This is a genomic window from Daejeonella sp. (assembly GCF_017495225.1).
GTDB lineage: Bacteria > Bacteroidota > Bacteroidia > Sphingobacteriales > Sphingobacteriaceae > Daejeonella.
The window spans coordinates 43456-67239 of sequence record NZ_JAFEIG010000007.1 but is presented as its reverse complement, the minus strand read 5'-3'; the positions used below and the strand labels follow the sequence as shown (position 1 = coordinate 67239).

Here is a 23784-nt window from a genome sequence, read left to right as displayed (position 1 = left end):
ATGGGAAATCATAATCATACTCATAATTTCGCGGAACAATTTACATTCTCCGGAAAATTAAAAACCTGGACCTTAATAGCAATAGTGGTTGGAATTCTTGCCACTGCCTTTGGTTTCGTTACAGGACAGCAGGAGCGTACTTTCGCTAACTTGCTTTTAATGGCTTATTATTTTACTTGTGTTTGCGCAGCAGGTCTATTTTTCATTGCCTTACAATATGTTGCACAGGCAGGATGGGCTACAGGTTTGATCAGAATACCTCAAGCTATGTCTAGAGTTTTGCCTATTGCAGCTCTTATTCTAATAATTGTTTCAGCTTCAGGTCTTTTAACACATAATTTATATCATCACTGGAATGGTGAGGGATTAACTGATCCTAATAGTCCAAATTATGATAAGCTTATTGCTGGGAAAGCAGGTTACCTTAACGTACCATTCTTTTTAACAAGGTTAGTTCTGTTTTTAGGGGCTTATAGCTTTTTTGCTTGGCTTTTTGCTAAATACGCTGAACGTGAAGAGGCAGATGGAGGACTGGTATTTTATGATAAAAACTTTAAATGGTCAGCAATTTTCTTAATTATTTTCGGATTTACTACTCCACTTTGGGCTTTTGATACGATCATGTCGTTGGAGGCACATTGGTTTTCAACTATGTTTGGTTGGTATAACTTTGCTGCTATGTGGGTTAGTGGTTTATGTGTGATTACATTAATTGTTATCCTCATGAAGAAATCCGGTTATTTAACTTGGGTTAATGAGAACCATTTACATGATTTAGGTAAATTTATTTTTGCTTTCTCTATTTTCTGGACCTATGTGTGGTTTTCTCAATTTTTGTTAATTTACTATGCAAACATACCAGAGGAAACTGTTTATTTTTACAAGCGTTGGGAGCCTGAATATCTTCCATGGTTCTGGTTAAATATTATAATTAATTTCCTTGCTCCATTATTGGTTTTAATGGCTAGAGATTCTAAGCGTCAGATGAATAGACTGATGTACGTTTGTATCATTTTATTAGCTGGCCACTGGTTAGATTATTATATGATGATTATGCCAGGAACAGTGGAATCACATAGAGGGTTTGGGATAATTGAAATTGGTATTGCAATTGGTTTTGTAGGATTGTTTTCATTCTTTACTCTAAACCAAATAAGCAAAAGATCTTTGGTGGCAAAAAATCATCCTTTCTTAGAGGAAAGTATTAATCACCAGATTTAATAAATATTCTTAATAGCAAAAGAAAATACGACGAATAAAATGAGGTTAAGAGAAATTTTTAATATCAGAGCTGTAGCTGCATTGTTAATAGCAAGCATCTTTACTGTAATGGGTAATTCTGTGTTTGCCCAGGTGCAAGATTCTACGGTTAGTTCAACAACAGCGGCCATTGATACCGCAGCTAAATCTGCAGTGTCTACAATGTCGCCTTCATCTTTACCATTAATTAGTACTGCGGTAGATACAGTTGCACGCTATAAAAATATGCAGCCACTTGTTGAAACTAAGGACTATTCAGAGGCTTATCGTTCAGGCTCTTACTATTTACTTATGTTTCTCCTTGTGTGCATTTTTGTTGCAATCATTGGAAAAATCTTGAAAGTTTATGAGATAAGTCGTGCAATGCAAGGGCATGAATCTAAGATAGATAACAAGAGAATTCATGGTGTTCTGTTAGGGATATTCTTAATCTTAGGACTCTATGGTGTTTACTGGTCTTATTCCGTACAAGGTCCTATGAGTATTCATGAGTCTGCGTCGGTACATGGATTAGATATCGACTTCATGTTCAAAATCACCACGATTTTAACAACTATCGTTTTGGTTCTAACGCATATTGCTCTATTCGGTTTCTCATTTAAATACAGAGGTTCTGAAAATAGAAAGGCATACTTCTTTCCACATAACAACTCACTTGAAAGAATCTGGACTATAGTACCTGCAATTGTTCTTACTGTGCTTGTTTTATTAGGATTCTTTACTTGGAGAGGAATTACTAATGTTTCTCCTGAAGATCAAAAGTTGGCTACTAATATTGAAGTAGTTGGTGAACAATTTAAATGGTCACTAAGATATGCTGGTGCTGATAATGAAATTGGTAGACGTAACTATAAATTAACTACTCCTACTAATGGTTTAGGTATCGACTTTAAGGATCAAAAGAGTTGGGATGATAAACTTACTAGTGAGATTGTGATTCCTGTTGGAAAGCCTGTTCGTTTTACAATAGGTTCTAAAGATGTTCTACACAGCTTTTACTTACCTGATTTCCGAGTTCAAATGAATGCTGTTCCGGGTATGCCGACTTATTTCCAATTTACTCCACGTTTGACTACTGCAGAAATGAGAGAGAAAAGGAATGATCCTAAGTATGATTATGTTCTTCTTTGTGCTAAAATTTGTGGTGCTGGTCACTATAATATGCAAGCGAAAGTTACTGTTGTTACTGAGGCAGAATATGCTACTTGGATTGCTAAACAGTCACTTTATTACAATGATGACGTTAAAAAAGAACTTCAGTTGGTAAACGAAAAATCAGCTGATGAAAACAATAAAATTGCTTTAAATACTAATACTATTATAAACTAATTATGGCAAGCACTGCAACACACGATTCCGCTGTTCTTCATCAACATGATAATCACGGACACGATCATGGGCATCATAAAGAAACATTTCTAACGAAATATATCTTTAGTCAAGATCATAAAATGATTGCTAAACAATTCCTTATTACTGGAGTAGTTATGGCTGTCATTGCAATGTTATTATCTATATTGTTCAGACTTCAATTAGCTTGGCCTGATAAGAGTTTTCCATTATTGGAGACTTTCCTTGGCGAGAAATGGGCTGAAGGTGGTCGAATAAAGCCTGATTTTTACCTTGCTATTGTTACCATTCATGGTACAATGATGGTATTTTTCGTGTTAACCGCTGGATTAAGTGGTACATTTAGTAATCTATTGATACCATTGCAATTAGGAGCTCGTGATATGGCTTCTCCCTTCTTAAATATGTTATCATATTGGTTGTTTTTTACAGCCTGTGTGGTTATGATGGGATCTTTCTTCGTTGAAAGTGGTCCAGCGAGTTCTGGTTGGACAGTTTATCCACCATTATCCGCTTTGCCTAAAGCTATTAGTGGTTCAGGTACAGGTATGACCTTGTGGTTAATTAGTATGGTTGCGTTCGTTGCTTCTTCATTAATTGGAGCATTGAATTACATATCTACTATTTTAAATATGCGTACTAAAGGTATGGATATGTGGAAAATGCCATTAACAATTTGGGCATTCTTTTTAACTGCAATTGTTGGTGTATTATCATTCCCTGTTCTAGTTTCGGCAGTTGTACTCTTAATTTTTGATCGTAGTTTCGGGACTAGTTTCTATCTTTCTGATATCGTAGTTGCTGGTCAAGTGCTTCCAAATCAAGGTGGTAGCCCTGTATTGTGGCAACACTTATTCTGGTTCCTTGGTCACCCAGAAGTTTACATCGTAATTATGCCTGCTTTAGGTATCACTTCTGAAGTTATTGCTACTAATTCAAGAAAGCCAATTTTTGGATATCATGCCATGGTTTATTCTTTAATTGGTATTACAGTTCTTTCATTTATTGTATGGGGACACCACATGTTTGTTACCGGAATGAATCCATTCCTAGGTGGGGTTTTTATGATTACAACATTGATCATTGCGGTTCCATCTGCGGTAAAAACTTTCAATTATTTAGCTACTATCTGGAGAGGTAACTTAAGATTTACTCCTGCAATGCTTTTTGCAATCGGTTTAGTTTCATTCTTTATCTCTGGTGGTTTAACTGGTATCTTCCTAGGTAATGCAGCATTAGACATCAACTTACACGATACTTATTTTGTTGTTGCTCACTTCCACCTTGTAATGGGTTCTGCAGCTATTTTTGGTATGCTTTGTGGTGTTTATCACTGGTATCCTAAAATGTTCGGTAGAATGATGGATGCTCGTTTAGGTTATTTACACTTTTGGGTAACTTTTATTTGTGCATATTTAGTATTCTTTCCAATGCACTTTATGGGTATTGATGGCGTTCCTCGTCGTTACTACGCTTTCACTGAATTTGCATTCATGCAAGAATGGTTAACTGTTAACGTATTTATTACTTGGGCAGCCATTATTTCAGCTTTAGCTCAAGTAGCTTTCTTATGGAACTTCTTCTATTCTATGTTCTATGGTAAGAAAGCTGAGCAAAATCCTTGGCAGTCAACTACTTTAGAATGGACAACTCCTGTTGAGCATTTACATGGTAACTGGCCTGGAGAAATTCCTTCCGTTTACCGTTGGCCATATGATTATAGCAAGCCTGGTCATGATACAGACTTTATTCCTCAAACAACACCTTTCTCTGAAACAATGAGCTCCAATCTTCCTCACGATTTTGAGGATAATCCTGAAGCTGAACGCATTCAAGAAGAGTGGGAAAAGCAAAATGCAAAGACCCCTAAGGCTACTGAGGAAGTTTAATTTAAAAACTAATAATAAAGAGCAGGCAGTATTAACGTACTGCCTGTTTATTTAATAGCCTTTTGTTTTGCGATATCAAATATTATTCTCAAATGTTTGTCTTCTGCATATTTTAAGAATGTAAATTGAATATCATTTATTTTAAGGTTTAAATGATATATCCTTGGAGATACTGATTTAAAGATATTTCCTTTGTACTTTTGAACTCGCCTGAAAACAATAATTATTATGTTATAATCAGGTATAAATTTGTGAAATAGAAAACATAGTGAGGAAATTCATATCCGATTTCAATAAGCTTATTAAATTAAGGCTAACGCTAACAGTTGTATTTTCTGCTTCAATTTGTTTTCTAATGGGGAGCAAATTTCAAGGGGAAATAAACTGGTTTAATTGGCTAATTCTTACTATTGGTGGTTTTTTAGTTACAGGTGCTGCTAATGGTTTTAATGAAATTATTGAGAAGGATCTTGATAAATTAATGAAGCGTACGATGGATCGCCCTATTCCTTCTGGAAATATGACTACTGGACAAGCTTTAGTTCTTAGTTTATTTATGGGAATTGCTGGTACAATGCTTTTAGTGAAACTTAACTTCCCAACTAGTTTATTGGCCGTATTCTCTATCTTTTTGTATGCTTTCGTGTATACACCAATGAAGAGAAAATCTCCAATTGCTGTTTTTATAGGAGCTTTTCCAGGGGCTTTTCCACCACTTATTGGTTATTTTGCTGCATTTGAAGAACCTCAAATTTCTTGGATTCCGGTTATTCTTTTTTTGATCCAGTTTGTATGGCAATTTCCACATTTTTGGGCTATTGCTTGGGTTTTGGATGAAGATTATAAACGTGCTGGTTTTAGATTGCTCCCCACCACAAAGCAAGATAAAACTAGTGCTATCATAACTTTGATATCTACCCTAATTTTAATTCCTGTAAGTTTGATGCCTACTTTATATTTTATGCCTAGTGGGGCAGCTTTTGCAGGTGATATATATTTATTCATTGCTATTATAGCAGGTCTTTATTTTACGTGGAAAGCTATTTTATTATACAAGAATATGGATGTTGCATCTGCTAAAAAATTGATGTACACCTCTTTTATTTATTTACCCTTATTACAACTAACTTTATTGTTTGACTTTATAGCAAAATAAAAAATCATGGAAATCAATAGTGTACAAGTTGAGGATAGACAGAATTTTAAAGCAAGAAAGTTTTTAATGTGGCTGTTTATCATTTCTTCATTTATGATGTTTGCCGCTTTAACGAGTGGTTTCATTGTCTACACAGAAGGAAACGTTGAACGTGGTATCAAGGTTTTACTTCCTAAGCAATTTATGTATAGCACACTTCTCATTTTAATGAGCAGTTTCACTATGCATATGGCCTATTTGTCTGCAAAGAAATTACAATTTGCTAATCAAAAATTATACATAGGGTTAACTATTTTACTCGCGCTGGCATTTTTCTTTAGCCAATACTCTGCTTGGCAATCACTTTATGAGTCTGGAGCTTATTTTGTTAATTATAATGCCTCTCAGTCCTTTATTTACGTGTTTTCTGGCGCCCATTTACTTCATATTATTGCTGGAATATTTATGCTTATCTATGCATTTATAGGCAAAATTCGCAATATTCCTCAAGTGCGTAATATATTCCGTATGGAAGTAACATCCATTTTTTGGCATTTTATAGATATCTTATGGATTTATCTATATGTTTTCTTACTTTTGAATCAATAATAAATCAATATACCATAGTTTAAATGAGTACTACTGTATCAAAACTAGATGAACTAAAAACTGACGCCTGGAGTGGCGGCAAGTCGCCTTTTTCTGTAGAATATGGAAAACTAATGATGTGGTTTTTCCTTTTGTCAGACGCTTTTACTTTTTCAGCATTTCTAATTTATTATGGAGCGCAACGCTTCAGTAAAATTAGCTGGCCCGATCCTGATGTGGTTTTCCAATCAATTCCAGGTGTAGCTGATCATGGATATCCGCTTGTTTTTGTCGGAATCATGACTTTTATCCTTATTATGAGCTCTGTAACAATGGTTCTTGCCGTTGAAGCAGGCCACCGTAACTCAAAGAAAGAAGTTGTTTGGTGGATGATTGCAACCATTATTGGTGGTTTCATGTTCTTAGGTTGTCAAGCTTTAGAATGGTCTCACTTACACCATGAAGGATACTGGTGGGGTGCATTTCCTGCATCTTACACAGGTGTTGATACTGTGGGTGCTCTTCAGTTTTCAAATCTCTTTTTTACGATAACTGGATTCCACGGTTTTCACGTATTTACTGGTGTACTAATAAATATTATCATCCTATTCATGGTATTGGCTAATGTTTTTCAAAAGAGCGGCAGCTACCTAATGGTTGAAAAAGTTGGTCTTTACTGGCACTTTGTAGACCTTGTTTGGGTATTCGTATTTACATTTTTCTATTTAGTTTAAAATCCTGATAATCGATATATAATGTCAGCAGAACACACAAATCACGAGCATGCTTCAGAGCATGAGGGAATGAGCAAGAAAAAGATCTGGCAAGTTTTCTTTTACCTATTAGGTATAACTGCTATTGAGTTTTTTATAGCTCTTTATATGATACCTAAGGGATTAATGGGGCACGGAATGGGTAATTTTATCTATATCGTGTTAACACTCGTTAAAGCATTCTACATTGTTGCATATTTCATGCACCTTAAATTTGAGAAATTTGCTTTAAAGACTGGGATTACTGTTTCTTTGATCTTCATTATTTACTTCATTGTATTAATGTTAATTGAAGGATCTTACCAATTTGTTCAAATGAATTAATGAGCTTGCCCTCATTTCCCCTTAAAAAGATTCTGGTACTGTTAATTCTATTAGCAGTACCAGGAACTGTTTACTATCTGCTTAAAGAGAAAGGTGTCAATAGATACCGCCCCTTACCAATCTATGGTGAAAAACAGGTTGCTAAAACCTTTACTATAAAACGTAGAAAACAAGTACCTGATACTATATACCATGTTATTCGCGATTTTAAGTTTCTAAATCAAAATTCCGATACAGTAAAATTCCCAGCTGATAGTAACCAAATTACTGTTGTTAATTTTTTCTATACTAAATGCCCTGTTTTTTGTAAGAATATGAACAAAGAATTGGCAAGAGTTGCTAAAGTTTATAAAAACAATAGACTTATGCGATTCATTTCTATTAGTGTAGATCCTGAAAATGATACGCCAGGAGTCTTAGCTGAATATAGTAAGCCCTTTGTATCAGAAAATAAAAAATGGGATTTTGTAAGTGGAGATAAAGACTTAATCTTTTCCATTGCCAAAAATGATTTTCTTGTAGATGTAATTCAAGATACTGTCAATAAAAAAGAAATCATCCATACACCAATGTTAATTCTTCTAGATCCCCAAAAGAGAATTAGAGGCTACTATGATTCAAGTCGAGGGCCAGAGCAAGTCAACCTACTTATTGATGAAATAAAACTTTTGATTACTGAAGAATTAAGATCTATTAAAACCCGTTAAATTTTAATTATTGTTGAATCTATGAACGATAAATTTATTTCAAAGCTAATTGCAGGAATCTCAGTTTTTGTACTGATTGTAGTAATTATTCTTCAAAGTAATGTGCTCAATATTTTCCCTGATAAAACAGCTATTCCTGAATGGGTATTTTTTCTCCCTAAATTCAATGCAATTGTTAATGGAACATGTAGTGTATTACTACTGCTTTCGCTCTATTTCATAAAAAAACAAGATATTGAAAGTCATAAGAAGACCAATATACTGACCTTTATTTTATCCTCTTTGTTTTTAGTATCCTACATAATTTTTCATGCTACAGGCATAAAAACGACCTATGGTGGGACCGGTTTTATTCGTACAGTCTATTATTTTATTTTAATAACTCATATTATCTTAGCAGCGGTAGTTCTGCCTTTAGTACTTTTTAGTTTCCAAAAAGGACTCCAAATGCAAGTTGTAGCGCATAAAAAGCTTGTCCGCTGGACTTACCCAATTTGGTTGTATGTTACTGTTACTGGCGTAATTGTTTACTTGATGATTTCGCCTTATTATACTTTTTGATTTTTGTCCTAATAGGGTAAAAAACACTATTTAACCTAGGAATTAATCCTTAAAAAGCGATTGTATTTCAAAATAACTTATCTTTGTATTATGAAAACTCTTAGGATAATTATAATTTGTTTAATTGTTTCTGGAGCAATTTTTTATTCCTCAGATTCACTTGCTCAATGTTCCATGTGTACCCTGAATGCTGAAAACTCTGTTCAGAATGGAAATACTGAAGGTAATGGTTTAAATAGAGGGATTTTATATCTTCTAGCAGCTCCTTACATTGCTATTGCCGCTGTTGGTTTCCTTTGGTACAAAAAATATAGACGAAAAAACATTAATATTAATATTAAAGAAAATAAAATTAATCTTAATTAATTATTTTTCTTTGATATTAATACTTCAATATTTAATTCCCAATGGCAAAAACATCCAAATTCGTAGCAGTTTTACAGTCTAAATGTCCACGTTGTAGAAGGGGTAAAATATTTTCAGGTTCTTTATACGGTTTTAATTTACAACGTACCAATGAAACCTGTTCACATTGTCATATGAAGTTTGAAATAGAGCCTGGCTTTTTTTATGGTGCAATGTATGTTAGTTATGCATTTGTTGTTGCCGAAATGTTAAATGTAGGCCTTTTGACCTACTTGATTACTGGGAATGATAAATCTCCTTGGTTATATATAGTTTCTATCTTATTATCTGTTTTTGCACTTACTCCAGTAAACTATAGGTATTCTAAGGTACTTCTTCTTCATTTCTTAGCACCCAAAGTTAAGTATAAGCCAGAATACGATACGAATGATAAACTCGAGCACATTTAATTTTTTAAGCGATCTAGCCTCTAATAATAACCGTGATTGGTTTTTGTTAAATAAAGATAGGTTTGAAAACGCACGTTTAAATGTTCTTAATTTTGCTTCCGATGTATTAGCCGGTATTTCCAAATTTGATCCTTCCATACCTTCTACTTTGGCATCCAAAGATTGCGTAAACAGAATTTATCGTGATATTCGATTTAGCAAGGATAAAACACCCTATAAAAGCAATTTTGGTATCGGCTTCTCTCCGAATGGCAAAAAGTTTAATGGCCCCGGATATTATCTACATATACATCCCGAAGAATCATTTATCGGTGGGGGATGCTGGATGCCAGAAGCTGATTTATTGAAGGCTATTAGGCAGGAAATTGATTATAATGGGACTGATTTTAGAAATATTATTGAAAAATCTTCTTTCCTAAACTATTATGGCGGCCTAGATACTGAGTATAAATTGAAGACCTGTCCGAAAGGTTATGAAATTGACCATCCTGAACTTGAATTTCTAAAGCTTAAAAGTTTTACTTTTACTCACGCATTAAATCAAAAAGAATTGTCAAGTCCAAATGCTGCTGAACAAGTAATTGAGGGCTTTTCAAAACTATATCCATTTATTGGATTTTTACGAAACGCAATTTCTTAAATATAAAAATGAAAACTATTTTTCAATCCCTAATTCTATTATTTTCAATAAGCTTTATCTCATCTTGTGTGGTAATGTCCACAAAAAAATACAATGCATTACTGGTTCAAAAAGATTCCATATCTCTAGGCTGGGAAGCTTCTCGAAATAAGGTTAATGCTTTAGAAGGTGAAATAGTTAGTTTGAGGTCGGATACTGCCCTGCTTAATTCAAAAATTACTGAGCTTGAAGAAAAGTTAAAAACTCTTGACGAGAACTATTCAGCATTAAAATTAAACACAAGTTCTGAAATCCAAAAGCTTGCTGATGATTTACAAAAACGTGAAGAGCGTTTAACAGAGGTAGAAGATATCCTAAGAAAAAGGGATGAAGCTACCAATGCTTTAAAGGATAAATTACAAAAAGCATTATTGGGCTTTCAGCAGAATGGCTTGAGTGTTGATATTCGGAATGGTAAGGTATATGTTTCCTTAACAGACAAATTACTATTTAGTAGTGGAAGTATCATTATTGATGAGAAAGGTGAGCTAGCTTTAAAAGAGCTTGCCAAGGTGTTAAAAACGCAACCGGAAATTAATATTTCTGTGGAAGGGCATACGGATAATCAGCGTGTGGTAAACCTAGGTCAAATTACGGATAACTGGGATTTAAGTGTTTTAAGGGCTACCTCTGTAGTTCGGTTTTTAACCGAAATTGAAAAAATTGAGAACGACCGTATTACTGCTACAGGAAAAGGGGAATATCAACCGATAGAAACTGGATCAAGCCCCGAGATTAGAAGTCGTAACAGACGAATTGAAATTGTTCTTTCACCTAAATTAGACGAACTTTATAATCTTATTAAATAAAAATAATCCTAGCAATTAAAAAGCCGGTTTTAAAACCGGCTTTTTAATTAAAATGAATTATCTAAATCCTTAAATAAAGGCAGCGTTTTGTCTTTCTCTGATAATATTACTTGATCTGTAGGAATTCCCCAATCGATGTTTAAATCAGGGTCATTCCAAATAACTCCAAACTCTGATGATTTATTATAAAGTCCAGAAACCTTATAAGCGAAAATAGTATCATCTTCTAGCGTTACAAACCCATGTAAAAAGCCTGGTGGGATCCATAGCATTCGATTATTGTCGCCACTTAATTCAACAGCTTCATATTGTCCATAAGTTTTAGATTCTTTACGGATGTCAACAGCTATGTCTAGAACTTTACCTTGAATAACGCGGACTAGTTTTCCTTGTGCATAAGGATTGGCTTGAGCATGTAATCCTCTCAATGTTCCTTTCTGAGAAAGCGATTGATTGTCTTGAACAAAATTTACCTGAATACCCGCGTCATCGAAAGATTGTTTATTATAACTTTCAAAAAAATAACCGCGGTCATCTTTCCAAATTTTGGGTTCAATAATGAAAAGATCTTTAATTTCTGTTTCTACAAATTTCATTGATTATCAATAAATTCCATTGCCGTTGGAAAGATTACCAGCTTATTATTAAATTCTGTTGGGGTATTTGCCTCTAAAAATTGTCCGTGCTTTTGTTTAAAGTCATTCAGCTTTTCAATTGACTCTGCAACAAACTGAACGCAATAAGTTACACCTTCATTGGGAGAGTCAAGTATCTTTAAAAGGCGATTGGAAACAAAATAGCCCGTTTCCATTAATTCTGGAATTTGCTTTTTTTGCATCCAATTCAACCATTCAATTTGGATTTCATTATCCAAAATTATGGTCACATTATATAAAATCATGCTGCGAATATAGGAATAGTGATTTAAAAATTAAGCTTTAAAACTCTTTATCCATTTGATCTCCGCGTAGTTTACGGTAGCGTTGCCTCGCTTCAAGAACAAATAAACTACCTGGAAAATCATTTATTATTTTTTGATATAGCTCCATTGCCTTATCAGTTTGCTTTGTTTCTTCCTCATAAATTTCTGCCAATAGAAAGAGCGCATCATCGCCCCATAGTTCTGTAATATTTTGATTGATAATTTTTTGAAGCTGTTCAATGGCTTCATCTATCGACTTGTTATTTATAAATATTTTAGTTTTTAACATGGCAATATCATCGTCCAATGTATTGCCTGGATAAAGAACGCTAATGCTATCTAAAAGTTGTAATGCTTCTTTATTTTGCTTTTTAAAGAAGAGAAGGTCAGCATTTGCATATTTTAGTAGTGCTGCACTGTCATTTTTAGTGCTTAGATCACTCGAAATCAGCAGACTAAGATTCAAGGCGTCGTTTGCAATTAACTGAGATGTTGCGCTTTTTAAGATATCTAATTGTGCTTTCGACCATAAAAAATCGCCTTGAAAATAGGCTAATTTTGCATTCTTGAACTTAGCCTCTTGGCCTAATGGCTCATTGGCAAAATCTTTTTCTACTTGTCCGAATAAAAGAGCGGATTCCCACAGCTCTCCACTTAAAATATAAATATCGCCAAGATCCAATTTTACTTCTCCAATTAATTGTTTTTCTAAATCTGGAAGGTTTAATAGTGTTTCCAATTGTTCGGTGGCAATGTTATGCTTACCAAGATAATAGGCTTGTAAATTTGCTAATTGTCGTATGGCGAAAGCGGTTTCTCGTTTGCGTCCGAACTCGTTCAGTAGAAAATTATAATCGTTTTCAAGAGCAATTAATTCTTCTTTGCTAGCTTTTTTTGAATTGAGCTGTTTGTTTTTTATGGAAACGAGATTGATTTTTGCAGGAATGTAAAATTGATTTGTGCTTCCTTTTGTGATAAGATAGTTTAATGATTCTATTGCTTGGTCAAAGGCATTATTTGAAGCCATTATTTTAGAAAGCTCAAATATTCTAAGCCCGTTTTCTTTTAAACGGCGGTCTAAGGCAAGCGTTTGCCTCAATGCCATGTCAAATTCCTTTTGCTGAATGTAGTACCAGGTTAGGAGCTCGGCCATCACCGTATTTTGAGGTTCTTTTTGAAGAAAGCGTAAAATTGCCGATTTCAGGAGCTCATAGTCCTCTTTGTTCTCAAAAGTACTACCTAGAGCTCTCTGTGCTTGTGGAAGTGCCTCAGGACTTGTATTTAATAAATTAATATACTCTTGAATGAGCATTGGCTTATCTTTTTTAAATCGGTATAAGCTCAGTAAATCATATGTAAAGGCATCTTTTTGGTTGATTAATTTTCGTCCGGCAACTAATGCCTTTATAGAATAATCATAAGCATCAGCTCTATAAAATGTAATAGCAAGATCTTTGATGGCAAATTCATTTGATGGCATAGACTGGATTAATGAATTAAACCATTCTGATGCTTTTTCTTGTTCACTTTTTTCCAAATAAATACGCCCAATATCCACTGAGAATGTATAATTGTTGGGGTTATCCTTCAAAAGGCTTTTTGCTAGTTTCTCAGCAGCATTAAACTGTTTTGTTTTCAGTAAGCTATTGAAATATGGGTCGTAGTAATTTAAATCCTTGGTCCTATTAAAAAGTTTTTCAAAAATTGGTGCAGCCTTTTCAAATTCACCAGATTGAAAATATTGCATAGCAAGGACTTCCTCAGGGTTAATTTGGGCCTTGAGCGGTGTAAATGGGTAAAGAAGAAAAAGTATAAAAACGACTTTTTTCATTATTTTTTTTAAAATTCGATTTCCCGAATATATAAAGTTAAGTTTAATGCTATTAAATTTAATAATTTCATAAATTAGAACTAACTAACCGCCCTTCTGGGGAGACTTTTAAGATTTTTTTACGATAATTGATTCAGCTTCAGACTTGTCTACGGCAATAAATGATACTGATTTGATTATTACTTGTAACATTTATCTATATTATTCAATTAGAATAGGCTAGTGAATTTTTTTGAGCGAAATTTGTAGACTAATAATTTGATAATGCAGTTATTGAGAAATTATTTATTCTTATTTGTAATACTAACCACAGCAGCCTGTTCTTATGAAGGCTCGGTGGAGCGTATTCCTCTGGAAAAATTCTTTGCTGCACCTTTAAAAACATCTTTTTTGGTTTCACCTGATGGGAAGTTTATTTCTTATCTAAAGCCTGAAAATAACCGAATCCATATTTATGTTGAAACTTGGGATGGTAAAAATACTATTCAGTTAACTTGTGATACCAACAGGAGCATTTCAAACTATTTTTGGGCAAGTAATAATGAGATTTTATACCTGAATACCGGTCCGGCGAATAAAGATGCAGCCTTAGTTGCTGTAAAAATAGATGGCACAAACAATCGCGAATTATTATCAACCACTGATTCTAGAATTAGGTTAATAACTACAAGTAGAGTTTTTGATGATCATGTTCTAGTGGCTCTTAATAAAAGAGATTCGACCGTATTTGATGCCTATAGATTAAATATTCAGACCGGTAAACTAGCCTTAGTTTTTAAAAATCCTGGCAATATAACTAAATGGTATTCTGATCCAGTTGGTAAATTGCGTATGGCAATTGCAAGTGATGGGGTTAATGAAACTTTATTATACCGGGAGCAAGAGAGCCAAGCCTTTAACTCAGTCATTACTAATAATTTCAAAACGACTATTTTGCCCTTAGGATTTAGTGCAGATAATACCTGTATTTATGCTTTGTCTAATCAGAATCGAGATAAGATGGCATTAGTTGAACTGGACTGTAAAACTGGAAAAGAGCACAAAACCATTTATAACCATCCTGATGTAGACGTTTCTGATGCCACTTTTTCTGTAAATAAGGGCAAATTGGTTTATGCGGGCTATGAAACTTGGACAAAGGAACGTCATTATTTGGATGATTCGTTTAAAAGTATTTTTAATAAACTCGAATTACTATTGCCCAATACTGAGATTCGATTGAGTAGTTCTGATTCGGCAGAGAGTAAGTTTATTGTTCGGACCTATACCGATCGTAATCCAGGATCATTTTACCGATACACACCAAGTACCAATAAATTGGTAAAATTGAGTGATGTAAATCCTTCACTGCTCATTGAGGATATGGCTGAGATGAAGCCAGTAAGCTTCAAAACTAGAGATTCCCTGATTGTAAATGGATATTTGACTCTTCCAAAAGGTAAAAACAAAGAAAATTTACCTGTTGTAGTAATACCTCATTCAAGCTCGGAATCTAGAAATAGCTGGGGCTATAATTCTGAAGTACAATTTTTAGCAAATAGGGGCTATGCAGTTTTTCAGGTTAATTTTAGAGGGACAAAGGGCTATGGTAAGAAATTTTGGACTGCTGGCTTCAAAGAATGGGGCGGTAAAATGCAAGATGACATTACAGATGGTGTGCGTTGGTTGATTTCAGAAAAAATTGCAGATCCGAAACGAATTGCGATCTATGGCTATAGTTTTGGGGGGTTTTCGGCTTTACACGGACTGTTTTCTAGACCCGATTTATATCAATGCGGTGCTTCTTATTCAGGTTTTACAAATTTATATACCTATTTGAAGGATATTCCACCTTATTTCAGACCTTACCAGCAGATGTATTATGAAACGGTGGGAAATCCTGAAAAAGACTCGGAATATTTCAGAGCTGTTTCTCCAGTTTTTCATACAGATAAGATTAAAGTCCCTGTTCTTATCGCCCAAGGCGCCAGAGATCCAAGGGTTAACATGAATGAAACCAATCAGTTTGTTAAGGAATTAAAAAAGAAAAATGTTCCGGTAACTTATATTCTTAAGGAAGATGAGGCACATTATTTCAGAAATATCGACAATCGCCTTGAGTTTTATCGTGAACTAGAAGTATTTCTAGACAAAAACCTTAGCCGTAAATAGCGGATGAAGCACTATCAGCAAACTTATCGTAAAAACTTTGCCCTGGTTATAATATTCCTGATACTAATTACAGCCGCTCTCGGTGGGACTTTATATACCGCTTATAATTTTACCGCTAATTACGTAGAAAACGAGTTTGCTTCTCAAAAAATTGAAGTCCTAGAAGAGACCATTAAACCATACAATGATTTTTTTCAAAATAAAATTCCAGAAATATCATTCTATCAAGGCTACCTGGACTCCACGCAAGCGGCAAAGTATATAGATACAATCTTCCGGAAATTCAATTTCGTTGATCGTGTTGTTTTTTATGATGCCACCATAAGTAATCGTACATTTTCTGAAGGAATCAGGGTTAATAACTTTTCACTAGGTCCTAAGGCTATTTATCAATTCTCAAGAAATATAGCTCCAGATTCAATCCTTGTCTTTAAAGAAAATGTGGCTACAAAACCTTTTTCGCTAAAATCAGGAGATGAGTTCAATAAAATGGCTCTTAAATTTAGTGGTTTTATTGAGTTGGCAGATACGAGTCGTGTGCTAAACGATTCAGATCGATTCAATGTTTTTTATAGTGTGATGTCCAAAAGGATTTCCTACATGAACATCCCCCGAAGGGAGGAGATAAAAATCTATAAAGATTTAATGCTCTCTAATCAGAGCCTCTCGCCAATGTATGAGTTGGATATGTTTTCATTTTATCTCGACCCACTGAAGCTAAGAATTAAAAATACGAAGCCAGAATTGTATGAATCCATAAATATTAAACCTCTGGTTTATGAATCACTTGAAAATACTTCAGAAATCATAAGCAATGATTTACCCTTATCGGGTCCATTCTCTGATTATAAGCTATATTTTAGCTCTAGTAAGACCTTTCTCCGTAAGGAAATAAATGCTCGTTTTTTGCCTATCGCTGGCGGATTAATCATTTCTTATTTTATACTCGTTCTTATCGCCTATTTAATTTTTAGGAATCTAAATATTAACAGTAAACTATTTAAGCTTCAGTATGATTTCATCAATAATCTTACACACGAGTTTAAAACACCAGTAAGCGTGATTAAAATAGCTGGCAATAATATTAGAAGTGCTAGCCAGTTAAGTGATCGTGAACGTATTCATTATGGTAAAATACTTGATGAAGAAGCCGATAAGCTCAACGATTTGATGAATAAATTGCTTTCATTTACTCAGATTGAGAATAAAGCCATACAGATTAAGCCTGAAAACATTAATCTAGAAGTGTTTTGTCAGAATTTGATTGATAGTTACCGAGTTAAGTATCCTGATTTCGATATATCTTATATGATTAGGGGAGTTGAATATTTTAGGTCAGACCCAGTTTTACTTGGTAGCATATTCCAAAATTTGATAGATAATGCTTATAAATATTCTAGGCCTGATAATAAAGTTTTAAAAATCAAGATTACTAAAATTAAGAAGCAACTGTTTATCAAATTTTCTGATCGCGGTATTGGTATTCCTACAAAGGACCTAAATAATATATTTGAAAAATTTTTTAGAGTCCAAAATGAGTATAATCAGCAGGGAAGTGTGGGCTTAGGTTTGGCATTTTGTAAAGAACTGGTTAAATTTATGCATGGAAACATATCTGTCAAAAGTGTGGTTGGGAAGGGGTCTGAATTTACAATAGAATTGCCTTATGAATTATAATTATGCAAAAAGAAATTAAAATTGCCGTTATTGAGGATGATGAAAATTTACGATTCTTAGTCGTACATCGCCTACAGGCTGAAGGATATAAAGTAATAGAGGCTTCTGATGGTCTAATTGCCGAAAATTTGATTATGACTGAGCAGCCAGATATTGTATTGCTCGATTGGATGCTACCTACTAAGCAGGGCTCTGAAGTTTGTCAGAATGTGCGTAAGCTAGGCTTTGACAATCTGATCATCATGATGACCGCTAAGTCGCAGGATATTGATAAAATTGATGCCTATAGCTTTGGAGTTTCTGATTATGTAACTAAGCCTTTCAATATGGATGTATTGGTCGCGTTAATTGAAAATAAGGTAAAATTTGTCATCAATAGTGATAAGTCTGAAGTCTATAAATTTGGTAATATGGAGCATCATCCTAATACCCATTCACTGATTCGTGACGGGAAAAAGATTGAGCTCACCATTTTGGAGAACAGAATTTTACTCTACTTTTTAAAGAATGCCAATACCGTTATTAATCGCGATGAGCTGATGATGGTGGTATGGGGCTATAATTCGGATGTAAATACCCGCACCCTTGATATGCATATAGTACGCTTACGGAAGAAAATTGAGAGCAATCCCGATAGACCACATTTTATGCAAACGGTTAGAGGGGTAGGCTATAAATTTGTAATTGATTAAAAAATTCCGTATATTAAAGGAAGCCTAAAATTCTATTTTAGTTTATTACGCATTTTTTCGAACCTAATTCGCCATTCTTCGGTGAGTGGCGATAATTTTATTAAACGATCGAGCCATTCCTTATTTTTTGGATCATGGTAGCGAACTTGATTTACATCCATCACCGATATCTGTTCGGGATGAGAGCTAATATGTACCAATTCATCGCTTTTTTTGACAAATCCTGGCTTTATTGTTCTCAAATAAAATCCTGTTAATCCGCTTGCTTGAAGATGAATAGGGAATTGTTTATAGTTATATCGTATCCCAATCATATAACAAGGCCCACGTGGTTCAGATACCTCCACAATAGCCTCTCCCAATTGATAGCGGTCGCCAATATAAACGCACTGTTCATGAGCATTTTCGCCAGACAATGTCAGATTCTCACCAAATGCACCTTTTTCAAGGTCAAAGTCAAGTTCATTTTTCCATTTTACAAAATGATCTGAATTATAGCAACAAATAGCCTTATCATTTCCTCCATGGTGTTTAGTGTTTTTTACCATGTCGCCAACAAAACCAGTATAATCTAAATTAATTCCCTCAGTCTGGATGCTAATCTTCCTAAATGCAGTCATTGCTTTCTGATGATCAGAAACGAGCAGTTCTGCTTTGCCAAGGATGTTTATAGAATTAATCTGAATGTTTTTTGTCATGTAGCAATGTTAAATAGTTCTAACATAAATAGTTGTAGAATCATGGTTCCATCGAGCAAAAGAAAGTAATAATATTCATTTTTCTTCCATTTCGATCTAAATATAAGCCATCCCGAAATAAAAATACTAAGCGCTAATGCCCAGAAATTAGCATCCAATTCTCCTATAAATGCGTAAAGTAGGAAAAGATGCGATACTAGGAAAAATTGGCAAAGTCCTAGTGATTTTTTTTCTCCAATGATTACGGGAATAGTTTTAAGCTCATTTTGCTTGTCTTGAAAAAGATCTCGTATATCAAATGGGATGGTTATTGCAACAATAAATAGGAAGCGATTCAAAAGTAAAATTAGTGTTTCCTGATTTGAAATCGTGCTTATATCAGGGCTCTCAATTTCAAATATTGGTAATAGTACGGTACTTCCTGCCCATACCATGCCGATTATAAAAATCTTCAATCCTGGAATATTTCTAATCCCATATTTATTGCCTTTAGCACCCCAAATGGGCAGACTATAGGCGATGGAAATTACTCCGAGAATTAACATAAGTATTAAGGAAGAGAAACTGAGAAAGAAGGCTAATGCTAATAAACTTAAGGCGGAAATAATTAATAGGCTTAGCATTAGCCTAAAATGAGAAAATATCCATCGCACTCTTAAAAATGGCGATTTTTCAGGATTTTGCGGCTTTGATAGGAGAATGCTGAAATTATAGGTTAGTATTGTTGAGAAAAATAAGATTGCTAAAACATAAGGATTAGGTTCTATTTCTAGAAGCCAATAGCTTACTAAAGCTTGTGAAACAGCGCATAAGGCAATAAAAATATTGCTAAATAAAAGAAAATTTAGACTTTGCTTAAGAATTTTGTTCATTCATTGAACTCGGATCACCTTGTCTTAATTCAAATATCGTGATTTCAGGTAACATTCCTACCCTACCAGGATAGCCTAAAAAGCCATATCCTACGTTCACATATAATTGTTGTGAGCCTTCTTGGTATCGGCCCGACCATTCTTTATAAACGTACTGCGCCGGACTCCATTGAAATTGTTCGGTAACGATACCAAATTGCATCCCATGTGTATGTCCACTAAACATGACATCTATTTGAGGATAATTAGCTAATACCTGCGCTCTCCAATGAGATGGGTCATGCGATAACAAAAGTTTAACAGGCTTATCATCTGTGTTTTTTAAGGCTTCATCCAACTTTCCGTATTTGGCAAATCGTCCAACGCCCCAATTTTCAATTCCCACAATAGAAATTTCTTCGCCGCTAATTTTTATCGTTCTATTTTCATTCAGAAGTAAATCCCAGCCCATGTTTTTATGTGTTGCCTTTACATCTGCGAGGTTTTTTGCTTTTACTGCTGATGGCCCAAATCCGAATTGATAATCGCCATAATCATGATTTCCCAATACGGAATAAACCCCTAGTGGTGCTTTTACCTTTGAGAATATGTCTTGGTAATCACGCATTTCGGAAGCCAAATTATTAACTAAGTCGCCGGTAAAAAATACAAGTTCAGGTTTCTCTTTTAATAACATTTCAACACCACCCAAAACCGCTTTGCGATCATAAAAACTTCCAGAATGTATGTCTGAAAGCTGCGCAATGGTGATTCCCTCAAATGCTTTGGGAAGGCTTGGTAAATATAAAACTTGCTTTTTTATTTGATAATCATACGCGCTTGAAACTATTCCGTAGCTTAATGATCCCAAAGGTAAAGCGGCAATTAATGTTCCTGTCTTAATTAAAAATTCAGATCTTGGGATAGCATTTTCTTTTTTGTTGTCATCAATATTCTCTTTCTCAGATTTCGTCAGGTATTTTCTTTTTGTCCAAATAAATGCTCTTCTTAAATCATCGAACATCAAAAAGGGCAAAATGAATATTTTTGAGACAAATGTTAAGAAGAACGATACTAAAATGATGGTGCGAAAGAGAAACTTAATATTGAAAAATATGCTGATAAATACCCCTATAATTAATATAATGGTATAGCCCCACCAAATTTTGGAGAAGGATAAATATTTTTTAGGCTTCCACTTCCATTTAACTGATTTAAGGGCTTTTAAAATATAAAAATCGATTATAAGAAGCAGAATGCTGATTATAATTAAGCCTAAAATTCGGTTTGTCATTTGTTAAAATTCGGTTTTTCTGATTCAGGTTTATTAAAATCGTCCTTGATCATCATTATAGTCTTCGTCTTCATCGTCTTCAAACTCTGCACTAAATAAGCTGTTAAACATATCTGCAAAGCTAAAGCCTTTATCTAAAAAAGATTTATTGATCAGAGAGAATTCAGCTAAACCATGCAATAAAAACTCCATCAATAAAACTTTTTGGTTTTCGCTTAGACGCGGATGGAACTGTTTTATTACAGTTTTTAATCCCGGTACTGATTCTAAAGATTTTTTATAGTCTTCAAGCCTTAAATCATCTACCAAGCTGATGGTATTTCCTGCAGCAAACCAATTTATTATGTCAGCATAGGGATTTGCTGTTTTTGCTTTTTTAACCTTCTCGGGATCCGGGAAATAAGTCACCATTAAGGTTTTGATAGCTTTCCCTAAAAGGATATTTGCCACTTTGCTTGGCCCTTCTAGCTCACCTTCATAAACTAACTCAATTTTTCCTGTAATTGCAGGAATAACACCTAGAAAATCAGAAATTCTTACAAATGTGTTCTTTTCGCCATTCAGCAACATTCTTCTTTCGGCATTGCTAATCAAATTCTCATATGCAGATATGGTAAGTCGCGCAGAAACACCAGATTTTTTATCAATATATTCCGAATCACGGGCTTCAAAAGCAATTTGCTCTACTAAGTCTTTTACTAATCCATCAGCTTCAATGCTTGAGCGCTGTGAATCTGTTAAGCGAGCTTCTTGTTGTGTAATTTTTCTCGAAATATCAATGCTACGTGGATAATGGGTTAAAATCTGACTTTCAATTCTATCTTTTAAAGGGGTAACAATTGATCCTCTGTTGGTATAATCTTCCGGATTTGCAGTGAAAACAAATTGAATATCTAATGCTAAGCGTAGTTTAAAGCCTCTGATTTGAATATCCTTCTCTTGGAGGATATTAAATAACGCCACCTGAATACGTGCCTGTAAGTCGGGAAGTTCATTAATCACAAAAATTCCTCGATGAGCCCTCGGAATTAGCCCGAAGTGAATTACCCGCTCATCCGAATAGGTTAGTTTTAATGTCGCAGCTTTTATAGGATCTACATCACCAATTAAATCAGCCACAGTAACATCTGGAGTAGCTAATTTTTCGGTATAACGATCAGAGCGGTGCAGCCAAGCAATCGGGGTTTCTTCTCCTTTGATCTCTAAAATATGATGCCCAAACCAAGATATTGGGTTCATAGGGTCTTCAAATAATTCAGATCCCTCAATATATGGCACATATTCGTCCAGTAAATTGATCATTAAGCGTGCTATACGCGTTTTTGCTTGTCCACGTAAACCTAAAAGCAAAATATTATGTTGCGATAAGATTGCAGTTTGAAGATCAGGAAGTACCGTATCTTCATAACCAATGATACCATCCATGGTGGTATTTTTATTTTTAAGCTCTTTGATGAGATTCTCACGAAGCTCCTCTTTAACTGAACGTGGCTTATATCCCGATTCGCGAAGTTCTTTAAGTGTTTTTATACGCAACAAATCCATATCTTGAAATTCTATCTAATTGTTCTTTTTCTATTCTTTATGTAATCCTCAAAAATATATTCGCCTAATCCTTTTAATGAGCTATAAAATGCCCTGCCGCCATTAATTTCTGTAAACTGTCTCACAAATTGCTGTAAATAAGGGTCTTGGGCAATCATGAAAGTAGTTATTGGAATTTTTAGTCGCTTACATTGAGCAGCCATGTTGAGGGTTTTATTAACCACTTTGCGATCTAATCCGACACTATTTTTATAATATTTTAGGCCTTCTTTTAAGCAAGTTGGTTTACCATCGGTTATCATGAAAATTTGCTTGTTATGCGTTTTTCTTCTCCTCAATAAATCAACAGCAAGCTCAAGGCCAGCATAGGTATTGGTATAATACGGACCAACCTGTAAATAGGGTAATTCTTTAATGGTGATGGTCCAGGCATCGTTACCGAAAACAACGATATCAAGCGTATCTTTAGGATATTTTGTTCTAATTAGCTCGGCAAGTGCCATGGCTACCTTTTTTGCCGGAGTGATTCGATCTTCTCCATATAAAATCATGGAGTGGGAGATATCAATCATTAAGACAGTTGAGGTGGTTGTTTTATAATCTTTCTCCTCTACTTCTAGGTCTCTTTCGGTCATGGAGAAATCTCCTATGCCATTGTTTACCTGTGCATTATGGATGGATGCGGTCATATCAATCTGGTCAACACTATCACCAAATTGATATTCCCTACGATCGGCATTTTTCTCTTCGCCTAGTCCCGAAACATTGGTATTGTGTCCGCCTTTGCCCGATTTTTTCAATTGGCCAAAGATTTCTTCGAGTGCTGATTGACGAATGCTTTGTTCGGTTTTGGGTGTTATTTTAAATCCTCCGGGATTTTTTTCATCATCGCCCAAATAACCTTTCTTTTTCAAATCCTCGATAAAATCACCCATGCCATACTCATCGGTGGTAAGCTTGTACTGCTTATCTAATTCGTTGAGCCACGCGATTGCTTCATCTGCATCGCCGGCAGTATAATTGAGCAATTCGAGAAATAGCTTCAATAATTCGTCAAACCCTCCTTTAGGAAGCTCATTCGGAATAAATTTTGAAAATGCATGTCCCCGCATGTGGTTATTTTGAGATGTTTAATAAAAATCTAAGTTATGGCTTTAGCCGACTAATAATGTTAAGTATGTGTCAAATAAAGAATTCTATTTTGTTATTTTTTGAATCTATTTCTTTTTTATC

General features: G+C 34.6%; 24 protein-coding genes. 16 read left to right on the top strand and 8 right to left on the bottom strand.

Going from position 1 to position 23784, the window contains the following annotated elements; translation table 11 throughout:
- From QZ136_RS03120 to QZ136_RS03060, 13 genes are all read left to right on the top strand, one after another.
- Nucleotides 1-1221: a quinol:cytochrome C oxidoreductase gene (locus QZ136_RS03120; RefSeq protein ID WP_291400236.1), complete on the top strand. Its 1221-nt coding sequence runs from the start codon at nucleotides 1-3 to the stop codon at nucleotides 1219-1221.
- Nucleotides 1222-1260: 39 nt separating this feature from the next.
- On the top strand, nucleotides 1261-2589 hold the full coding sequence (locus QZ136_RS03115) for a cytochrome c oxidase subunit II (RefSeq protein ID WP_291400234.1): 1329 nt from the start codon (nucleotides 1261-1263) through the stop codon (nucleotides 2587-2589).
- Between the two features lie 2 nt (nucleotides 2590-2591).
- A complete protein-coding gene (locus QZ136_RS03110; RefSeq protein WP_291400231.1) occupies nucleotides 2592-4499 on the top strand; it encodes a cbb3-type cytochrome c oxidase subunit I in 1908 nt (635 codons plus the stop codon).
- Between the two features lie 268 nt (nucleotides 4500-4767).
- Nucleotides 4768-5655, top strand: a complete 888-nt coding sequence (gene cyoE / locus QZ136_RS03105; RefSeq protein WP_291400229.1) for a heme o synthase — start codon at nucleotides 4768-4770, stop codon at nucleotides 5653-5655.
- Between the two features lie 6 nt (nucleotides 5656-5661).
- Nucleotides 5662-6243, top strand: coding sequence for a cytochrome c oxidase subunit 3 (locus QZ136_RS03100; RefSeq protein ID WP_291400227.1), 582 nt, complete (start codon nucleotides 5662-5664; stop codon nucleotides 6241-6243).
- A gap of 23 nt (nucleotides 6244-6266) precedes the next feature.
- A complete protein-coding gene (locus tag QZ136_RS03095) occupies nucleotides 6267-6956 on the top strand; it encodes a cytochrome c oxidase subunit 3 (RefSeq protein WP_291400224.1) in 690 nt (229 codons plus the stop codon).
- 21 nt (nucleotides 6957-6977) lie between these two features.
- A complete protein-coding gene (locus QZ136_RS03090; protein ID WP_291400221.1) occupies nucleotides 6978-7319 on the top strand; it encodes a cytochrome C oxidase subunit IV family protein in 342 nt (113 codons plus the stop codon).
- Nucleotides 7319-8026, top strand: a complete 708-nt coding sequence (locus QZ136_RS03085; protein WP_291400219.1) for an SCO family protein — start codon at nucleotides 7319-7321, stop codon at nucleotides 8024-8026. Before QZ136_RS03090 ends, QZ136_RS03085 begins: the two co-directional genes overlap by 1 nt.
- A 21-nt stretch (nucleotides 8027-8047) precedes the next feature.
- Nucleotides 8048-8587, top strand: coding sequence for a DUF420 domain-containing protein (locus tag QZ136_RS03080; protein WP_291400217.1), 540 nt, complete (start codon nucleotides 8048-8050; stop codon nucleotides 8585-8587).
- A 90-nt stretch (nucleotides 8588-8677) separates the two neighbouring features.
- Nucleotides 8678-8953, top strand: coding sequence for a hypothetical protein (locus QZ136_RS03075; protein WP_291400215.1), 276 nt, complete (start codon nucleotides 8678-8680; stop codon nucleotides 8951-8953).
- A 41-nt stretch (nucleotides 8954-8994) separates the two neighbouring features.
- The gene (locus tag QZ136_RS03070; protein ID WP_291400214.1) at nucleotides 8995-9402 is read left to right on the top strand and encodes a DUF983 domain-containing protein; all 408 of its coding nucleotides are present in this window, start codon (nucleotides 8995-8997) and stop codon (nucleotides 9400-9402) included.
- Between the two features lie 43 nt (nucleotides 9403-9445).
- Entirely contained in the window at nucleotides 9446-10042 is a 597-nt protein-coding gene (locus QZ136_RS03065) for a DUF2461 domain-containing protein (RefSeq protein WP_291400213.1), read from the top strand.
- 8 nt (nucleotides 10043-10050) lie between these two features.
- A complete protein-coding gene (locus QZ136_RS03060; RefSeq protein WP_291400211.1) occupies nucleotides 10051-10890 on the top strand; it encodes an OmpA family protein in 840 nt (279 codons plus the stop codon).
- Between the two features lie 47 nt (nucleotides 10891-10937).
- Here QZ136_RS03060 and rfbC read toward each other — a convergent pair whose 3' ends face one another.
- From rfbC to QZ136_RS03045, 3 genes are read right to left on the bottom strand one after another with little or no spacing between them, the layout of a single operon-like run.
- Nucleotides 10938-11486 (bottom strand): dTDP-4-dehydrorhamnose 3,5-epimerase, encoded by a 549-nt coding sequence (gene rfbC, locus QZ136_RS03055; protein ID WP_291400205.1) that lies wholly within the window; start codon nucleotides 11484-11486, stop codon nucleotides 10938-10940.
- A complete protein-coding gene (locus tag QZ136_RS03050) occupies nucleotides 11483-11791 on the bottom strand; it encodes a DUF4286 family protein (RefSeq protein ID WP_291400203.1) in 309 nt (102 codons plus the stop codon). Before QZ136_RS03050 ends, rfbC begins: the two co-directional genes overlap by 4 nt.
- A gap of 37 nt (nucleotides 11792-11828) precedes the next feature.
- Nucleotides 11829-13643 carry a tetratricopeptide repeat protein gene (locus tag QZ136_RS03045; protein ID WP_291400201.1) on the bottom strand — a complete coding sequence of 605 codons (1815 nt, stop codon included), beginning with the start codon at nucleotides 13641-13643 and terminating at the stop codon, nucleotides 11829-11831.
- A gap of 264 nt (nucleotides 13644-13907) precedes the next feature.
- Here QZ136_RS03045 and QZ136_RS03040 point away from each other — a divergent pair, with 264 nt between their 5' ends.
- Genes QZ136_RS03040 through QZ136_RS03030 form a run of 3 tightly spaced genes read left to right on the top strand, consistent with a single transcriptional unit; the run spans nucleotide 13908 to nucleotide 18163 of the window.
- Nucleotides 13908-15794, top strand: a complete 1887-nt coding sequence (locus tag QZ136_RS03040; protein WP_291400199.1) for a S9 family peptidase — start codon at nucleotides 13908-13910, stop codon at nucleotides 15792-15794.
- 3 nt (nucleotides 15795-15797) lie between these two features.
- Nucleotides 15798-17471, top strand: coding sequence for a HAMP domain-containing sensor histidine kinase (locus QZ136_RS03035; protein ID WP_291400197.1), 1674 nt, complete (start codon nucleotides 15798-15800; stop codon nucleotides 17469-17471).
- 2 nt (nucleotides 17472-17473) lie between these two features.
- Complete coding sequence (locus tag QZ136_RS03030) at nucleotides 17474-18163, top strand: response regulator transcription factor (RefSeq protein ID WP_291400195.1); 690 nt, start codon at nucleotides 17474-17476, stop codon at nucleotides 18161-18163.
- Nucleotides 18164-18195: 32 nt separating this feature from the next.
- Here QZ136_RS03030 and QZ136_RS03025 read toward each other — a convergent pair whose 3' ends face one another.
- From QZ136_RS03025 to QZ136_RS03005, 5 genes are read right to left on the bottom strand one after another with little or no spacing between them, the layout of a single operon-like run.
- Nucleotides 18196-18861, bottom strand: a complete 666-nt coding sequence (locus tag QZ136_RS03025) for an MOSC domain-containing protein (protein ID WP_291400193.1) — start codon at nucleotides 18859-18861, stop codon at nucleotides 18196-18198.
- Complete coding sequence (locus QZ136_RS03020) at nucleotides 18858-19733, bottom strand: UbiA family prenyltransferase (protein WP_291400191.1); 876 nt, start codon at nucleotides 19731-19733, stop codon at nucleotides 18858-18860. Before QZ136_RS03020 ends, QZ136_RS03025 begins: the two co-directional genes overlap by 4 nt.
- A complete protein-coding gene (locus QZ136_RS03015) occupies nucleotides 19717-21006 on the bottom strand; it encodes a metallophosphoesterase (RefSeq protein WP_291400189.1) in 1290 nt (429 codons plus the stop codon). Before QZ136_RS03015 ends, QZ136_RS03020 begins: the two co-directional genes overlap by 17 nt.
- Before the next feature lie 33 nt (nucleotides 21007-21039).
- Entirely contained in the window at nucleotides 21040-22551 is a 1512-nt protein-coding gene (locus QZ136_RS03010) for a sigma 54-interacting transcriptional regulator (RefSeq protein ID WP_291400187.1), read from the bottom strand.
- An 11-nt stretch (nucleotides 22552-22562) separates the two neighbouring features.
- Nucleotides 22563-23663 carry a VWA domain-containing protein gene (locus QZ136_RS03005; protein WP_291400185.1) on the bottom strand — a complete coding sequence of 367 codons (1101 nt, stop codon included), beginning with the start codon at nucleotides 23661-23663 and terminating at the stop codon, nucleotides 22563-22565.
- Nucleotides 23664-23784 lie beyond the last annotated feature (121 nt).

Excerpts from the sequence above, each read along its gene's own strand:
- QZ136_RS03060 (WP_291400211.1), top strand. The coding sequence starts at position 10,051 with ATGAAAACTATTTTTCAATCCCTAATTCTATTATTTTCAATAAGCTTT.
- rfbC (WP_291400205.1), bottom strand. The coding sequence starts at position 11,486 with ATGAAATTTGTAGAAACAGAAATTAAAGATCTTTTCATTATTGAACCC.
- QZ136_RS03045 (WP_291400201.1), bottom strand. The coding sequence starts at position 13,643 with ATGAAAAAAGTCGTTTTTATACTTTTTCTTCTTTACCCATTTACACCG.
- QZ136_RS03015 (WP_291400189.1), bottom strand. The coding sequence starts at position 21,006 with ATGACAAACCGAATTTTAGGCTTAATTATAATCAGCATTCTGCTTCTT.
- QZ136_RS03080 (WP_291400217.1), top strand. The coding sequence starts at position 8,048 with ATGAACGATAAATTTATTTCAAAGCTAATTGCAGGAATCTCAGTTTTT.
- QZ136_RS03100 (WP_291400227.1), top strand. The coding sequence starts at position 5,662 with ATGGAAATCAATAGTGTACAAGTTGAGGATAGACAGAATTTTAAAGCA.
- QZ136_RS03020 (WP_291400191.1), bottom strand. The coding sequence starts at position 19,733 with ATGAACAAAATTCTTAAGCAAAGTCTAAATTTTCTTTTATTTAGCAAT.
- QZ136_RS03090 (WP_291400221.1), top strand. The coding sequence starts at position 6,978 with ATGTCAGCAGAACACACAAATCACGAGCATGCTTCAGAGCATGAGGGA.
- QZ136_RS03095 (WP_291400224.1), top strand. The coding sequence starts at position 6,267 with ATGAGTACTACTGTATCAAAACTAGATGAACTAAAAACTGACGCCTGG.
- QZ136_RS03120 (WP_291400236.1), top strand. The coding sequence starts at position 1 with ATGGGAAATCATAATCATACTCATAATTTCGCGGAACAATTTACATTC.
- QZ136_RS03110 (WP_291400231.1), top strand. The coding sequence starts at position 2,592 with ATGGCAAGCACTGCAACACACGATTCCGCTGTTCTTCATCAACATGAT.
- QZ136_RS03040 (WP_291400199.1), top strand. The coding sequence starts at position 13,908 with ATGCAGTTATTGAGAAATTATTTATTCTTATTTGTAATACTAACCACA.
- QZ136_RS03085 (WP_291400219.1), top strand. The coding sequence starts at position 7,319 with ATGAGCTTGCCCTCATTTCCCCTTAAAAAGATTCTGGTACTGTTAATT.
- QZ136_RS03025 (WP_291400193.1), bottom strand. The coding sequence starts at position 18,861 with ATGACAAAAAACATTCAGATTAATTCTATAAACATCCTTGGCAAAGCA.
- QZ136_RS03005 (WP_291400185.1), bottom strand. The coding sequence starts at position 23,663 with ATGCGGGGACATGCATTTTCAAAATTTATTCCGAATGAGCTTCCTAAA.
- QZ136_RS03050 (WP_291400203.1), bottom strand. The coding sequence starts at position 11,791 with ATGATTTTATATAATGTGACCATAATTTTGGATAATGAAATCCAAATT.
- QZ136_RS03115 (WP_291400234.1), top strand. The coding sequence starts at position 1,261 with ATGAGGTTAAGAGAAATTTTTAATATCAGAGCTGTAGCTGCATTGTTA.
- QZ136_RS03010 (WP_291400187.1), bottom strand. The coding sequence starts at position 22,551 with ATGGATTTGTTGCGTATAAAAACACTTAAAGAACTTCGCGAATCGGGA.
- QZ136_RS03070 (WP_291400214.1), top strand. The coding sequence starts at position 8,995 with ATGGCAAAAACATCCAAATTCGTAGCAGTTTTACAGTCTAAATGTCCA.
- QZ136_RS03035 (WP_291400197.1), top strand. The coding sequence starts at position 15,798 with ATGAAGCACTATCAGCAAACTTATCGTAAAAACTTTGCCCTGGTTATA.
- QZ136_RS03030 (WP_291400195.1), top strand. The coding sequence starts at position 17,474 with ATGCAAAAAGAAATTAAAATTGCCGTTATTGAGGATGATGAAAATTTA.
- QZ136_RS03075 (WP_291400215.1), top strand. The coding sequence starts at position 8,678 with ATGAAAACTCTTAGGATAATTATAATTTGTTTAATTGTTTCTGGAGCA.